Origin of the sequence: Bacteroides congonensis, assembly GCF_900130125.1 — a bacterium.
GTDB lineage: Bacteria > Bacteroidota > Bacteroidia > Bacteroidales > Bacteroidaceae > Bacteroides > Bacteroides congonensis.
The window spans coordinates 1,205,504-1,220,095 of the sequence record NZ_FQXY01000010.1 but is presented as its reverse complement, the minus strand read 5'-3'; the positions used below and the strand labels follow the sequence as shown (position 1 = coordinate 1,220,095).

The 14,592-nt window shown below is 38.0% G+C and carries 14 protein-coding genes and 1 tRNA gene; 14 read left to right on the top strand and 1 reads right to left on the bottom strand.

What is annotated here, in order from left to right; all coding sequences use genetic code 11:
* Positions 1-219: a hypothetical protein gene (locus BQ7997_RS15915; protein WP_073347184.1), complete on the top strand. Its 219-nt coding sequence runs from the start codon at positions 1-3 to the stop codon at positions 217-219.
* Between the two features lie 29 nt (positions 220-248).
* Here BQ7997_RS15915 and BQ7997_RS15910 read toward each other — a convergent pair whose 3' ends face one another.
* A complete protein-coding gene (locus BQ7997_RS15910; RefSeq protein ID WP_073347183.1) occupies positions 249-947 on the bottom strand; it encodes an SIR2 family NAD-dependent protein deacylase in 699 nt (232 codons plus the stop codon).
* 234 nt (positions 948-1,181) lie between these two features.
* Between BQ7997_RS15910 and BQ7997_RS15905 the strand changes: the two genes are divergently transcribed.
* From BQ7997_RS15905 to BQ7997_RS15840, 13 genes are all read left to right on the top strand, one after another.
* On the top strand, positions 1,182-1,766 hold the full coding sequence (locus tag BQ7997_RS15905) for a BamJ family beta-barrel-assembly machinery protein (protein ID WP_073347182.1): 585 nt from the start codon (positions 1,182-1,184) through the stop codon (positions 1,764-1,766).
* A gap of 20 nt (positions 1,767-1,786) precedes the next feature.
* The gene (locus BQ7997_RS15900; protein ID WP_022140413.1) at positions 1,787-2,665 is read left to right on the top strand and encodes a BamJ family beta-barrel-assembly machinery protein; all 879 of its coding nucleotides are present in this window, start codon (positions 1,787-1,789) and stop codon (positions 2,663-2,665) included.
* Positions 2,666-2,825: 160 nt separating this feature from the next.
* Complete coding sequence (locus BQ7997_RS15895) at positions 2,826-3,290, top strand: Lrp/AsnC family transcriptional regulator (protein WP_004302580.1); 465 nt, start codon at positions 2,826-2,828, stop codon at positions 3,288-3,290.
* Positions 3,291-3,297: 7 nt separating this feature from the next.
* A complete protein-coding gene (locus BQ7997_RS15890) occupies positions 3,298-3,609 on the top strand; it encodes a DUF4491 family protein (protein WP_073347181.1) in 312 nt (103 codons plus the stop codon).
* Positions 3,610-3,700: 91 nt separating this feature from the next.
* A tRNA-Ile gene (locus tag BQ7997_RS15885) sits at positions 3,701-3,774 on the top strand.
* Positions 3,775-3,916: 142 nt separating this feature from the next.
* The gene (locus tag BQ7997_RS15880) at positions 3,917-5,188 is read left to right on the top strand and encodes a phage integrase SAM-like domain-containing protein (RefSeq protein ID WP_004323952.1); all 1,272 of its coding nucleotides are present in this window, start codon (positions 3,917-3,919) and stop codon (positions 5,186-5,188) included.
* 86 nt (positions 5,189-5,274) lie between these two features.
* Complete coding sequence (locus tag BQ7997_RS15875) at positions 5,275-6,288, top strand: hypothetical protein (RefSeq protein WP_073347180.1); 1,014 nt, start codon at positions 5,275-5,277, stop codon at positions 6,286-6,288.
* A gap of 235 nt (positions 6,289-6,523) precedes the next feature.
* Positions 6,524-7,525, top strand: coding sequence for a hypothetical protein (locus BQ7997_RS15870; protein ID WP_073347179.1), 1,002 nt, complete (start codon positions 6,524-6,526; stop codon positions 7,523-7,525).
* Positions 7,526-7,838: 313 nt separating this feature from the next.
* Positions 7,839-9,452: a hypothetical protein gene (locus BQ7997_RS15865; protein WP_073347178.1), complete on the top strand. Its 1,614-nt coding sequence runs from the start codon at positions 7,839-7,841 to the stop codon at positions 9,450-9,452.
* Positions 9,453-9,894: 442 nt separating this feature from the next.
* Positions 9,895-10,911: a DUF3871 family protein gene (locus tag BQ7997_RS15855; RefSeq protein WP_073347176.1), complete on the top strand. Its 1,017-nt coding sequence runs from the start codon at positions 9,895-9,897 to the stop codon at positions 10,909-10,911.
* Between the two features lie 402 nt (positions 10,912-11,313).
* Positions 11,314-11,901: a tyrosine-type recombinase/integrase gene (locus tag BQ7997_RS15850; RefSeq protein WP_073347175.1), complete on the top strand. Its 588-nt coding sequence runs from the start codon at positions 11,314-11,316 to the stop codon at positions 11,899-11,901.
* Between the two features lie 585 nt (positions 11,902-12,486).
* Positions 12,487-13,539, top strand: a complete 1,053-nt coding sequence (locus BQ7997_RS15845) for a hypothetical protein (protein ID WP_235817306.1) — start codon at positions 12,487-12,489, stop codon at positions 13,537-13,539.
* Positions 13,540-13,567: 28 nt separating this feature from the next.
* Complete coding sequence (locus BQ7997_RS15840) at positions 13,568-14,074, top strand: hypothetical protein (protein ID WP_073347174.1); 507 nt, start codon at positions 13,568-13,570, stop codon at positions 14,072-14,074.
* Positions 14,075-14,592: the final 518 nt, after the last annotated feature.

The window sequence follows — 14,592 nt, the reverse complement described above, 5'->3', positions numbered from 1 at the left end:
ATGGAAAATAAGATTCTGATTTTTCGAACTTCTATCACCAGAAGATGTGACATCAAACGGATAGGAAAGCTTTTGGCCCAATACCCCCAAATAGATAAATGGAACGTGGACTTTGAAGACTGGGAGAAAATATTAAGGATAGAGTGCAGCGGAATCACTGCACTCGAAATCACGGAAACTCTCCGGAACAATCATATTTTTGCCATCGAGCTGGAATAAAGTCGAATTGGAATAAAGAAAAGAAGGTTTCAAACTCCCAACAATTGTTTCAGTTCCGACACTCCCTCGGAAGCCCCTTTCTGAATCACATGTATCGAGCGGGAAGTATGTGTATCTACCGGTTTCGGATCAATCAGATACACCTCTGCCCCTCTCGGTACATAATGAAGCAACCCTGCTGCCGGATATACATTGAGCGAAGTTCCGATTATCACAAAGATATCCGCCTTCTCCACATACCGGATAGCCGTTTCAATCTCCGGTACAGCCTCGCCGAACCATACGATAAAAGGTCGCAGTTGAGTCCCGTCTCCGGCTTTATCTCCCATCTTCACTTCATATTCTTCAGGCTTCAATTCCTTTATATAATGGGGATTATACGGATCTCTACTCGAACAAACTTTAGTCAGTTCGCCATGCAGATGGATGGTATGGCTACTTCCGGCACGTTCGTGCAGGTTATCTACATTCTGCGTCACTATTGTCACTTTGAAGTCCTTTTCCAGTTCCGCCAACAATTCATGCCCGCGGTTCGGCTTCACTTCCAGCAACTGTTTCCGGCGTTCATTATAGAAATTAATCACCAAAGCCGGATCACGCTGATACCCTTCGGGAGTAGCCACCTGCTCCACAGGATATTTATCCCACAAACCACCTGCATCCCTGAACGTACTGATTCCACTCTCGGCACTCATACCTGCCCCCGTCAAAATTACCAGATTCTTCATATTTGTTCCTCCTTCTGTTCGTTTTAAGATATACAAATGTAATCAGAATCATCGGAACAAAAGAATAAATTCTCCAAAGAAAAAGAGCTATCTTTCACGGATATAAGAATTTTTAAATACCAAATGCTAAATCATTCAAATAAAACACGTACTTTTGCGATTCATAAATTTGCAATTGATTGGAAGCTAAAACTATGAAGGTGATGCCTTTCAATCGCCAACAAAAAACATTATATGGATAAATTCAGTTACTCTATTGGCCTGGGAATCGGTCAAAACTTATCAAGCATGGGGATTGGGAATCTCTCGGTAGAAGACTTTGCACAGGCAATCAAAGATGTATTGGAAGGCAACCAGACGGCTATCAGCCATCAGGAAGCCCGCGAAATAGTAAACAAGTATTTCGAAGAACTCGAAGCTAAGATGGGTGCTGTCGCCATCGAACAGGGAAAAGCTTTCCTCGAAGAAAACAAGAAAAAAGCAGGTATAGTGACTTTACCCAGCGGATTACAATACGAAATTATCAACGAAGGTACAGGCAAAAAGCCCAAAGCTACCGATCAGGTAAGATGTCATTACGAAGGTACGCTGATTGACGGCACACTGTTCGACAGTTCTATCCAACGTGGTGAACCTGCTGTATTCGGTGTTAACCAAGTAATCCCGGGATGGGTGGAAGCACTGCAACTGATGTCTGAAGGCGCTAAGTGGAAACTGTATATTCCGTCAGAACTGGGTTATGGCGCAAGAGGTGCAGGAGAAATGATTCCTCCTCACAGCACACTGGTATTTGAAGTAGAATTACTCGAAGTATTATAAATAAAAAATTTCAAAGCAAAATGAAAAAAGTTAGTATTTTTATGGCAATCGCCGCTGCTGCAAGCCTTGCTTCTTGTACAGCTCAGTCTCCTAAAGCAAATCTGAAAACAGATCTCGACTCACTGTCTTATTCTATCGGTATGGCTCAGACTCAAGGTCTGAAAGGTTATCTGACAGGTCGTCTGGATGTAGATACTGCATACATGGCAGATTTCATCAAAGGTTTGAACGAAGGTGCAAACAAGACCAGCAAGAAAGACATCGCTTACATGGCAGGTCTGCAAATCGGTCAGCAAATCAGCAACCAGATGATGAAAGGTATCAACCAGGAATTGTTCGCAGGTGACTCTACCAAGACTATCAGCAAAGACAACTTCATGGCCGGTTTCATCGCAGGTACTTTGGAAAAAGGCGGCATGATGACTATGGACGAGGCTCAGACTTATACTCGTACAGCTATGGAAACTATCAAAGCAAAAGCTCTGGAAGAAAAATATGCTGACTACAAAGCTGAAAACGAAAAGTTCCTTGCTGAAAACAAAACTAAAGAAGGTGTAAAAACAACTCCGAGCGGTCTGCAATACAAAGTTATCACTGAAGGTAAGGGTGAAATTCCTGCTGACACTTGCAAAGTGAAAGTGAACTACAAAGGTACTTTGATTGACGGAACTGAATTTGACAGCTCTTACAAACGTAACGAACCGGCTACTTTCCGTGCCAACCAGGTAATCAAAGGTTGGACAGAAGCCCTGACTATGATGCCTGTAGGTTCTAAATGGGAACTTTACATCCCTCAAGACCTTGCTTATGGCGCAAGAGAATCAGGCAACCAAATCAAACCGTTCTCTACTTTGATTTTCGAAGTTGAATTGGTAAGCATCGAAAAAGATAAGAAATAAGAAAGTTTCTTTCTAAATAGAAAAAGGAAAGAGGTGCAAAGCGTTTGCCCCTCTTTTTTTTGCTTTTTCCTATTTTTTTTCTCGGAAAAGAAGAATAATTAAAATAAATCTCTATATTTGCTTACTATTTGATAACAACTGGAAATTATAATTTATTATTATGGAAAGAATAGACAACCTCGACAGGCAGATCCTAGAGATTATCTCCCAGAATGCCCGCATCCCTTTTAAAGACGTAGCAGCCGAATGTGGAGTGTCACGTGCAGCCATTCACCAACGTGTGCAAAGACTGATTGACCTAGGTGTCATTGTAGGCTCAGGTTACCATGTTAATCCGAAATCCCTTGGCTACAGAACTTGTACCTATGTCGGTATCAAGCTGGAAAAAGGCTCTATGTACAAATCTGTTGTGGCAGAACTTCAAAAAATTCCCGAAATTGTGGAATGTCACTTCACCACAGGCCCGTACACCATGCTGACCAAGTTATACGCATGTGACAACGAGCACCTGATGGATTTGCTGAACAACAAAATGCAAGAGATACCGGGCGTAGTAGCTACCGAGACGTTGATTTCTCTGGAGCAGAGCATCAAGAAAGAAATTCCTATTCGCGTAGAGAAATAAGCGTATCATGGAATTTCTAAATGAATATCACCTTGCAGGATTATCCATCGGAATTTGCACCTTTTTGATTATCGGCCTTTTTCACCCTGTCGTGGTAAAGGCCGAATATTATTGGGGCACAAAATGCTGGTGGATATTTCTGATACTTGGCATAGCCGGAGTCATTGCCTCATTAAGCATTGATAATGTGATACTGTCTTCCTTGCTTGGTGTCTTCGCTTTCTCTTCCTTTTGGACGATCAAAGAGGTCTTTGAACAGGAAGAACGGGTAAAAAAAGGCTGGTTTCCCAAGAACCCGAAACGGAAATATAAGTTTTGAGAACAAAGAATAGCAGTTTTTTATCGAAAGGATTTGCATAATTCGACAGAAAATACTACTTTTGTCACCGCATCCAACAAATGGATACATCGGACTTGTAGCTCAGTTGGTTAGAGCAACAGACTCATAATCTGGAGGTCCCTGGTTCAAGCCCAGGCTGGTCCACAAACTAAGAGGCTCATTCCTAAGGGAATAGAGCCTCTTTTAGTTTGTAGAACCTCACAGATATAAGTCTGTTGCTTGGGTAATATTAGCCTTAATTTAGGTAGTTGTTGACCTATTGTTGACCCCAAATTAATAGGTTAAAATGCTAACAATTAAAGCAGAAGTCCAACAGGACAAACAGAGGAGTGATAAGACATACAATGTCAAGGTAAGGTTTACAATGAATAGAAAGGTAAGAAGATTATCTACAAACCTATTCATAACACCTAAAGAACTTACTAAAGACTTCAAATTCAAGGAAGGTACTCCTATTAAGAAGGAGATTGATAATCTGGTAGTATACTACAAAGAACGGTGTAACAAACTTCAAATAGACCAGAATAATTACACATTAGAGGACATATTGGAGTTATTAAACCATGAACATGAGAAGAACCAAGTAATAGATTTCATTAAATTCAGTCATGAATGGATAGCCTCAACTACAATCAAAGGTGCACCCAATTATACAACTGCCATTAATGCTTTAGTGCGTTTCATAGGTAAGGAGGAGTTGGATATTAATCTAATTACTCTTGACTTCTTAGAAGACTTCAAATCATTCTTGAATAAAGAACGTGAGATACGGACTAAAAGATTAATGCAGCAAGGCAAACGTGTACCTTCCAATCGTTCACTCTCCCTTTATTTGATAAGTATCAAGAAGTTGTTCAATGAAGCCAAGAAGAGGTATAATAAGAAGGATAAGAATTTAATCTTAATTCCCAACTCACCCTTCATAGAACTTGAAATACCCAAACAAGAAGCTACCCGTAAAAGAGCTATATCCGCAGATATTATAAAGAAGGTATGGAAGTTACCATATAAGGACATGAAGAAGGGTTACAAAGCTACGTGCCGTTATAATTTGGCTAAGGATTGCTTCATTCTCTCATTCTGCCTTATGGGTATGAACTCAGCAGATTTATACAATGCCACTGAAATGAAAGGTAATACAATTACATATAATCGTACAAAGACTAAAGACCGCAGACTGGATAAAGCTCAAATGAAGGTTGATATACCTAAATTAGCCCAACCTCTCATTGAGAAGTATAAGGATAAAACAGGTAAACGCCTCTTCAATTTCTATCAATATTACGTTGACGAGAAAGGTTTTAATAAAGCCATAAACTATGGTTTAAAGGAGATTGGAAGATTATTGGAGATTGATGACTTGGAATATTATGCAGCGCGCCACTCATGGGCTACCATAGCACTCAATAAAGTGGGAATTGACAAATATACAGTCCATGCAGCGTTAAACCACGTTGATGAAACAATGAGGGTAACGGACATCTACATTGAGCGGGATTTCGCCAACGAGAACAGGGCTAATGCGAAGGTCGTGAAGTACGTATTTGGTAGGATGTAATTACATTCTGTAGTAATTTGTAATGCTGTTCTATTGTGTAATGGAGCAGCATTATTTATCTTTACAGCATAATATTGAGAAGCGATATGAGAGATTACATACTACCAATTCCAGAATTAAAGAAGATAGAACCCATACTCACGGAATACTTTGGCTATAAGCGTGCCATGTTTGAGAATGAGTTGTCAGCTACTTACTACCATAAATATCCCAACGGAATCAGTGAAGATATTTGTAAGAACTACATGACAGACTATTCATTTCTAAATACTATCGCAGTAGATAACGGAGTATTTGATTATAAACGGTATGCTCCCAAATCTACTTCTATCAGTAAGGCGTTTAATCCAAGTAGCTTCATTATGGATTCAGAACACAATATACTTATCACCCTGCCAAGTGATAATTTATTGGAACGGCTGACTGATTTATTACAGAAGCATGGTGAAACTGATAATGACGGAGTAATTGGAATAAGTATGCTTGTTGTAGCTGCCATATATGAGAAGTATAAGAATGGTGAACTTTACACAGAAGTTGTCATATCAGAGAACACACTACCTTATCTGAAACAAGTTCGTCCAGAGATGTTAAAGCTATATGAGTTGCTGAATACCAAGAGATACTCACCTTCCAAGAAGAAGGAACTAAGGGTATTCAGTCCTATAACCATTGATAACGGAGTTAAGAAGATTACTCTTGATAACTCTTGCTATTGGCTGACTGATTTATTGGATAACTACCTTCACATCTATTTAGGAGTAAACAGTTTGGAAGAAGCCCAACAGGAATTGAAGGAAGTATATTCACAGAAGAAGGGCAGGAAAGCCAATAATGCAGCCCATAATCTAATCATGTATGGTACATTCCACCTGTTACAAAGATATTCCTCAATAAAGACCAAGAGTGAACAGATACGCATGACTTTAGACTACATGGAATTATTATTTGAAGCAGGCAGTTTCAATAATGATGAGAACTACACCAATGCAACAATAGCCTATTTGGTGAAACAAGGCTATAAACCGCAATGGAAGACCAAACAGACAGAAGACTACAACTTCTCACCCAATAATCAATCTACAGAACATCTCTGGTAATTAATAATCCACCAATCCTTACAGACTACCATGTAATCACGTGGTAGTTATTTTTATGTCTTTAAATTAGCTAATTCGCTGATATTCTTACATCTAAAGAATACACTTCAAATCGCCTTCTATTCTTTATAACACACCTTCTGACTATTCCTCACCTTTGCAATGTAATCAGAAACGATAAGGCGCCAAGTTGAAGATTGCACCAACTTAATTATTAATTTAAATTTAAACAATTATGAAGAAGATTTATTTGACAATTAAAATTGTAGCCAATAATGAAGTAAGAAACGTAGCTTTCGCTAAGGGTATTAACCGTGCCATCAACTTGGGTAATGTAGAGAAGATATTAGCCATGATGAAGGTCAAGGGTTATAGAAAGGCAGAAATGGTACAGGTCGTTAAGGCAGAAGATGTAATCACAACAGGTGACATTCGTCTGGTTGACATAAACGGACAGGATATAAATCCAGAGGATGCAGCCAAATACTTCCTTGTATTGGACGGTCAGCACAGAACCATTGCCGCATCCCTCTATAATGAATGGGCAGCGGAGAACGGAGAGGAAGCAATAAATGTACCCGCCATTGAAGTTGAACTGCAAGGGAATGAAACTATTGCAGAATACATCAACGAGATTAATATTACCAAGAAGGAATGGACTACCCCAGACTATGTGCGTGGTGCAGCCAATATTAACCCAGACAATGAATTTCTGCAACGGTACAACGAATTAATAAAGAGCGAGAAGAACCCAGACGGTTATCCAATCTCAACACTGAACCTTATCTTTTGTGGCAATAATAACGCCATATCAAAGTCTGACTTCTCTTTATTATGCTCTGGTAAGGATGAGAAGGGGAAGAAGGTGAAGAAGCCTATCATTCCAGCCTATAACATGGAGACAGGTAACAAGTTCATCCAAATCTGCAAGGATAAAGGCTTTGATGACAAGGATATTGCCAAGAGATACTTAAGTAACCAATTCAATAATATCAAGACAATTACAGGAGACGTCAAGGAAGCTGTCAAGATATTCCAGTCCATTACACAGAACGACAAGGCGGCAATGTTCAATACACACGGAAATCTGGACGAGAATTTAGTAATGGAACAGTTTGAGAAGATAAGAGAACGGTACAATCGCCCTACTACTGTCATCTCAATTAAAGACGGCAAGGAAGTGACCGCCAATGATGACACAGAGGACATTCCTTATCTGGAAGCGGAAGAAGTCTAACCATGTAAAGAGCCTATGTGACAGGTAGGCTCTTCTACTCCAGATTCTTCCAGAGTGGTGAATTTCCATTATATAATAATACGGGTTACCCTAATAAATGAAGCTGAGAGTAACTTAAAGTCTGATTATTGAGGTGACAGGTAGCTGTTTTCCAATCACCAAGCAGAAGTGGGGATAAAGTTGGAATCTCCAAAGAGTGGTGAATTATCCCTATATAAAACGGTCAGTTACCCCAATATTCAGAGTTTAGGATTATTTAAAGTCCAATAATTAGGGGCATAGGTAACATATTTAAAATCACAAAAGATAACTTATGGTAAAGTTAGAAATTCAAGAGCGGGACGGCTTCCTCATTATGAAGGACTTCCCAAAGAACTGTATCTTCAACAAGGTGAAGACAGGATGTGGTGCTACTACGATAGCACTTACCAATGACGAGAATTATATAATTGCCGTACCTACGACGGAGTTAGTAATTAATAAATGTTATCCACCTAAGGATAAGAATGGTAAGGACATTACTTGGAAGAGGTCACAGATTCAAGCAGGCGTAAGTCCTACTAATGACAAACTGTTCGGCTTGTATGGCAGTTTCAATAAAACAGTGCAAGCCAAGTTAAGGAAGTTTCTTGATAAGGACGGAGTGAAGAAGATAATCTGCACTTATGACAAGGTTGACAAGTTGATTCCTGTTATCAATCCACTGGAATTTAAAATACTTGTGGATGAGTACCACAACCTGTTAAAACAGTACGGGTTTAGGACAATGGTGATAAATCAAATCATAGAGAACTTCAAATGTTTCAAATCCCATTGCTTCCTGACCGCAACCCCTATCCCAGAACTGTTCAAGCCCAAAGTCTTTGCTGAAATGACAGAGTACGTGGCTGACTGGAAGACAGTGGATAAGATTACAGTCTACCCCTATCCATGTAAAAGCGCAAGCAGTACGGCTGCCAAGATTATAAGGCATTATAAAGACAACGGTCATTTTGTACTGGACGGGATTAAGAGTGAGGAAGCTTACTTCTTTGTTAATAGCGTAAGAGAGATTAAGGAGATACTTGAAGAAGCCAGACTGACTAATGATGATTGCAGAATTATATGTGCGGATGACGAGAAGAACCATTACAAACTGGAAGGCTTTGAAATCTCCAGTTCAACAGCTCCCGCCAAACGGTTTACATTTGTAACCTGTAAGGCGTTTGAAGGAGTGGATTATTATTCTGAAACGGCAATATGCTTCATTGTCAGCAACGGTTACAACAAGCATACCCTAATCAGCATTGATATGGATATTCCCCAGATTGCAGGACGTATCAGAACCAAATCCAATCCGTTCAGAAACAAGATAGTCCATATCTTTAATCCAAAGGTTATGAACTACTACCTTCCATTTGCTGAAATGAAGCAGAAGATAGCTAAGGAACTTGCAGCGGCAGAGGAACGGATACAGGTATTGAATGAGAGCAAGTTAGGGGAAGCTGCAAGGAAACAGCAGGACGATGAACTTAAGAAATTGGGGGCTGATACATATATCATCAAGAAGGGTGACAGGTATGAAGTCAATGACATGGTTGCCCAGTTAAAACTCTACCAACACTGGACTACACGTATAGTGTACAGGTCGGCAGAAGCATTGCAGGAAGGCTACAGACAGTTGGGCATGGCAATAGTCCAGACGTATGAATGGAACATTGCAGACGAGAATATTATCAAAGGCATACTTACCACTCCCCAATTCAGAGACAGGCTCAAACGCTTCTGTGACTTGAAGGAGAAATCCGCTCTGACTGATAACGAGCGGCAGGAGTTGGAAAGCCTTATGAAGAGAGACCCAATATTAGAACAGGGATATCAGCAGCTTGGATTAAGCCAACTAAGGAGAACAAGAACCAAGAAGGCTATCAAGGCTTTGATTGAATAAGAATAAAACTCCAGACCACTAATACGGTTTGGAGTTTCTTATTATATACCCCAACCCAAGAATAGGGTACTCTAAATTCATACCCCCGCTCTTAAGATTTAGGTCGTGTTTCTATTTGAACTTTATGCAGTGATAGAGTGAAATATTTGATTTGTCAGTGAACAGGCTGACATATATCAGATGTATATCATGCGCTAAGCTTTATTGTTACTCCTAACGTCCCCCTTACCCATTATTGGAGAAATGAAAGGATAACATGAATCGCTATTCAGCCCACAAACGCTTTGAACTTCTGAAATGTGCGGACTTATCAATGATTTGTATATGTCTACATATAAAGATGCACAAAGATAAGTGAATGAATAGAACTTCATGTTAAGCCCTCATTTTGTCCTCAAATGCAGTATTTACTAATCATATTAACTTAATAATTTATCAGATTATGGAATCAACATTACAGATTATGCCAGTGCAGAGAATTAGTAGAAACTTTGGTGAATTTGCAGAAGAAGCGGTAATAATTGAAGAGCCAATTATCAAACAGAAACGCCCGTTATTTATTGAAGCCAATACGATTGAAGCCAGTTTGGAACATCTACGGAATGATTGCATTATCCCTGTATTTGCCAAAGATAACGAAGCTACATTATCTCATGTGGCTTTTATCGAAGCGGTACAGGATGCAACCAATACATTCTTTAGCGGTGAACAAATTGAATTGCCAGATATTCGTGTAAGCCATGTAATCAAAGGCAGGATTCCTGAAGCCATACATAAGCCCGCCAATCAGTTATTAGAGAGTGACAAGACTATCTATTACGAGAGGTGCGCTTTTGTTATTGAAGTTCCTACTATCTATGAGACAGTACACGGTAACAGGCTAACACTTACTATTGGCGGTGTCAGAGCTTATAACCACACCAATCTTTATTCAAAGAAGGGTGCGGAGCGGTTTAAAGTGTTTATTGGCTTTACTTGTAAGGTTTGCACAAATCTATGTGTATCTACAGACGGTTATCTTAGTTGCTTGGAAGTTACCAATACAAGGGATTTATATCAAGCGGTATTGGAGATGTTCCACAAATACGATGCAGCCAAACACATACATTTGATGCAGTCTTTAGGCAATACCAGTATGACAGAGCATCAGTTCTGCCAGTTACTTGGAAGAATGAGACTTTATCAGTCATTACCACAAGGCTATCAAAAGGATATTCCTAAAATGTTGCTTACTGATACACAGGTTAACAATGTGGCTAAAGCGTATATCAATGACGAGAACTTTGGCAGCTTGGGAAATGACTTGTCCATGTGGAAGTTCTACAACTTGCTCACAGGTGCAAATAAGAGTAGCTATATAGATTCATTCTTGGATAGAGCCTATAATGCTACAGAACTTGCAACGGGGATATGTTCCGCTTTACACGGTGATGACAAATACCAATGGTTTCTTAGTTAGTGGTATTACACACAGTATTTAACAGGGACATCCATATAATAAGGGTGTCCCTTATTTTATTCATTACTTAATTAATAATTAAAGATTTATGTTAGTAGCATTATTCGCTGTTATATTTTGGACTATTATGTTCTTTATTGCATGTGCAGTTTCGCCTATTGTATTCTTCTTCATGATTATTTGGACTATATATCAATATTTCAAATTATTATGTTGAGGTAGTACATGAAGTACTAATAAGGGTATCTATATACTATATATAGGTACTCTTTATTAGCTATAGCCAGTAGTATAATATTCACTTTGATAATTAGTGAATGTTTAGCTAATAATCAGTAAGTTAGATATTCCAGTTTAAAATTAATATTCACTTATATTAGTTTCACTATAAATCAGAACGTTATGTCACTTAAATATTCAAGTACAACAGCAGATTATCTGCAATGGAGCGAAGCAATGAACCTAATAAGAAAATTGGCAAGGGATAGTAATTATAAGATGTCACTTCTTATTGCTTTAGGTTGCTTCACAGGTTTAAGAATTTCTGATATTCTTGCTTTAAGGTGGAATCAGATATTAGATGCAGAAGAATTTACCATTACAGAGATTAAGACAGGGAAGCAAAGGACAATTAGGATTAACATGCAGCTACAACAACATATTAGGGATTGTTATGAGCATATAAATCCAGTTGGCATAAATGCGCCTGTATTGATAAGTCAGAAGGGGACAGTGTACACAGTTCAGAGAATCAATGTCATGTTGAAGGAGATTAAGAAGAAGTACAGGTTGCATATAGGCAATTTCAGTTGTCATTCTCTTAGGAAGACCTTTGGCAGACAGGTTTATAACATGAATAACGATAATTCGGAGCTTGCACTTGTCAAGTTCATGGAACTATTCAATCATTCCAGTGTGTCAATTACTAAGAGATACTTGGGATTAAGGCAAGAGGAATTACTTAATACCTATGATTGTCTTAGCTTCTGATAATTGGGTTGGTATGGAAGTTCAGAATTTCTACTTATATGGGGATTTGGCAAGTTTCATACCAACCTTGAATTATTGAGTAGAGACAGCTCTCAACATTTAATAAACAATAGTTCTTGCAAATATAAACATCTTTCGTAACTTTGTGGCAGTTTCAGATACCTAATGTGTTAGGGCTGAAGGGACATAGTTAACGAAGAGCGTTTAAAATATTATCTTGTACTGGAATCTCGACAATTCTATTACCCAAGATAGTAGGCAAGAACGCTCACGTCAATGTTATATATTCGCTTCAATAGGTGAACTATATATCATATGGCGTGGGCTATTGTTTATTATTGGGTAAGGGCAGTCGAGAGCCTCAGTACAGTAATATTCGATAGTTCCCACGCTTCTTGTATGTAGTAGCCAACTATAGGGAACAGGTTGGCATAAATACAGGTATATAAGAAACAGACAGTCTATTTTACTACTCAACAGTTCTTTGTCAAAGAAGTGTGCAACTCCGTGTTGTGTTCCTCACACTTATATCTCAATTATTAACGCTCTCTATTAGGAACGTAGAAGCACAAACAGATTATTACAATGAAGATATTCAGATTAATTGGTATGCTTCTCTTAGGAAGTAGTACTCTATTCTCTTGTAGTAATAATGAGGATGAACTACCACCTAAAGAACAGGAGCAGACTAACCAAGAAACCTACACTATCTCATTCAATTTGGGCGGAGAATTTATCTCCACTTCTGAAACTCCTTTAAGCAGAACAGAAGTTGCGCCAAAGAAGATATATGGGATTAATGTGTACTATAAGAAGGACGGAGATACGAATTATCAGAATTATGCTTATGGACTGTTTGATAATATTGAAGATATGACTATTTCTTTAATTGGTGGATATAAATATAAGTTTGAATGTTCTATGGTAAAGAATGATACTGATACGTTATATCACGATATTGAAACATATTATGCTCCATTCCATACATGGTGTATCAATCATAAATATGAAGGTAGAATTTTAGAAAATAAGTTCAATATTTCTACAACAAATCAGATTACGCCAATGCAAGGATTAAAGGAAGGAACAACGAGTGTTGAAGGTAGATGGGAATACGAATCCTTTAATTATCCTAAAACAGATAGATTCTATGGCGAGCTAATCGATTATACTCCTACTAAAGACGGAGTTGCTAATATAGATTTAAAGCGTACAGCCTTTGGAATTAAATTTATAGTAAACCCACCTGTAGACGGAACATTATTTATTAATAATATTTATACAAATAACGGTTCTATAAATTCTGATATTAAACTATCAGCAGACGATAACATATTGGAATATTCTTCCATGTACACCTTCTATGAGGTTTATAAATGTTGGCAAGTAGAGAAGTACAGCAAAGATTTTACCATACAACTAACATGGGAGCGGGCTAATGGAGCTACCCAAACGTTTGAGAAGATAATTACTGCCAAACGTAATGTATTGACTACTATTAATATAAATGTGAATGGTGGTACTACAGATTCTTCTTTAGGAGTTAAAGAGGATGATACTCCAATGGGAAACGAGAATGTTGATATGAATTTCAACGGTGGTGATTTAGACGATAATGAAGTGAACCCTAATATATAATTTATTAATTAACTAAAACAATTCAAAGATGAAGACATTAAGATTTATTGGTATGGCTATAGTAGCCATTATTATGAGTGTAAATTTCGTTGCTTGTAGCGATGACGATGATGACATTGATGTAAGTCAGTTAGAGGGAACTTGGGGATTGGTGCGTAATGCAGGTTGGGATGAATCTGATGGAGATAAAGACTCTTGGGATGACACTCATACCCCTAATCCTCCCTGTTGTGGTGATTGCTACAAACTGATTATTAAGAAGATATCAGATAATATATATTCTGTAGACTCGTATTATTATGATTATGACCGTTCTCATAACCTTTCTTTGACTTATGATGGTAATCAAACCATATCAATAAATGGTAATACTGTAACGATAAATAAGACTAACACCGCTTCTGGCTTCTTTGAATCTGATGAGAATACTACTATAGAATATTTAACATCAGACAAATTGGCACTTCGCTTTAAGAATGAGAATACAGAAACAGAGAAATATAATTATGTAATGGAGTTCGTCAGAATGGAATAGAGGTACCATTATGAATTAATAAAGGCAGCATTTGAAGTAACATCCACTTGCTGCCTTATTAATTACCTCCTTCTCTTCTTAACTAATTTATGCTTATTCTTCTTAGCTGAATTTGAGAATAGTTGTTCTAACATTTCCCTTGTAATAGGTAAGTATGTTACTTCTGTGAGTTTGGTTTCTTTAATCTCTTGTGGTAAATAGTGAATTGTGTTATTCCTCTTTGGTGTTACTTGCATATTTGTGTAGCAATAAATAGGTTGGTAATTGATTTATCTACAGTAAAGGTACTAAGAAGCAGTGGAAGAATATAATACATGGAGCGAAGTTTTAAATATAGCATAGCAGGTACACATATAAATAAAATTCTGCATTTGGGTATAATAAGAAACAGTGATTTAATTCTTGATATGAGGAATTATTATTAACTTTGCAGGGTAAGTTCAATGTTGACCTATTGTTGACCTCTGGACTTACATAGAGATAATTAATGTGTTGACAATCTGCCTTATACAAGGTTA

Coding starts and splice junctions, on each gene's coding strand:
- BQ7997_RS15900 (WP_022140413.1), top strand. CDS start 1,787: ATGAAAAAAGTTAGTATTTTTATGGCAATCGCCGCTGCTGCAAGCCTT.
- BQ7997_RS15850 (WP_073347175.1), top strand. CDS start 11,314: ATGTCACTTAAATATTCAAGTACAACAGCAGATTATCTGCAATGGAGC.
- BQ7997_RS15880 (WP_004323952.1), top strand. CDS start 3,917: ATGCTAACAATTAAAGCAGAAGTCCAACAGGACAAACAGAGGAGTGAT.
- BQ7997_RS15915 (WP_073347184.1), top strand. CDS start 1: ATGGAAAATAAGATTCTGATTTTTCGAACTTCTATCACCAGAAGATGT.
- BQ7997_RS15840 (WP_073347174.1), top strand. CDS start 13,568: ATGAAGACATTAAGATTTATTGGTATGGCTATAGTAGCCATTATTATG.
- BQ7997_RS15910 (WP_073347183.1), bottom strand. CDS start 947: ATGAAGAATCTGGTAATTTTGACGGGGGCAGGTATGAGTGCCGAGAGT.
- BQ7997_RS15870 (WP_073347179.1), top strand. CDS start 6,524: ATGAAGAAGATTTATTTGACAATTAAAATTGTAGCCAATAATGAAGTA.
- BQ7997_RS15865 (WP_073347178.1), top strand. CDS start 7,839: ATGGTAAAGTTAGAAATTCAAGAGCGGGACGGCTTCCTCATTATGAAG.
- BQ7997_RS15855 (WP_073347176.1), top strand. CDS start 9,895: ATGGAATCAACATTACAGATTATGCCAGTGCAGAGAATTAGTAGAAAC.
- BQ7997_RS15895 (WP_004302580.1), top strand. CDS start 2,826: ATGGAAAGAATAGACAACCTCGACAGGCAGATCCTAGAGATTATCTCC.
- BQ7997_RS15905 (WP_073347182.1), top strand. CDS start 1,182: ATGGATAAATTCAGTTACTCTATTGGCCTGGGAATCGGTCAAAACTTA.
- BQ7997_RS15845 (WP_235817306.1), top strand. CDS start 12,487: ATGAAGATATTCAGATTAATTGGTATGCTTCTCTTAGGAAGTAGTACT.
- BQ7997_RS15875 (WP_073347180.1), top strand. CDS start 5,275: ATGAGAGATTACATACTACCAATTCCAGAATTAAAGAAGATAGAACCC.
- BQ7997_RS15890 (WP_073347181.1), top strand. CDS start 3,298: ATGGAATTTCTAAATGAATATCACCTTGCAGGATTATCCATCGGAATT.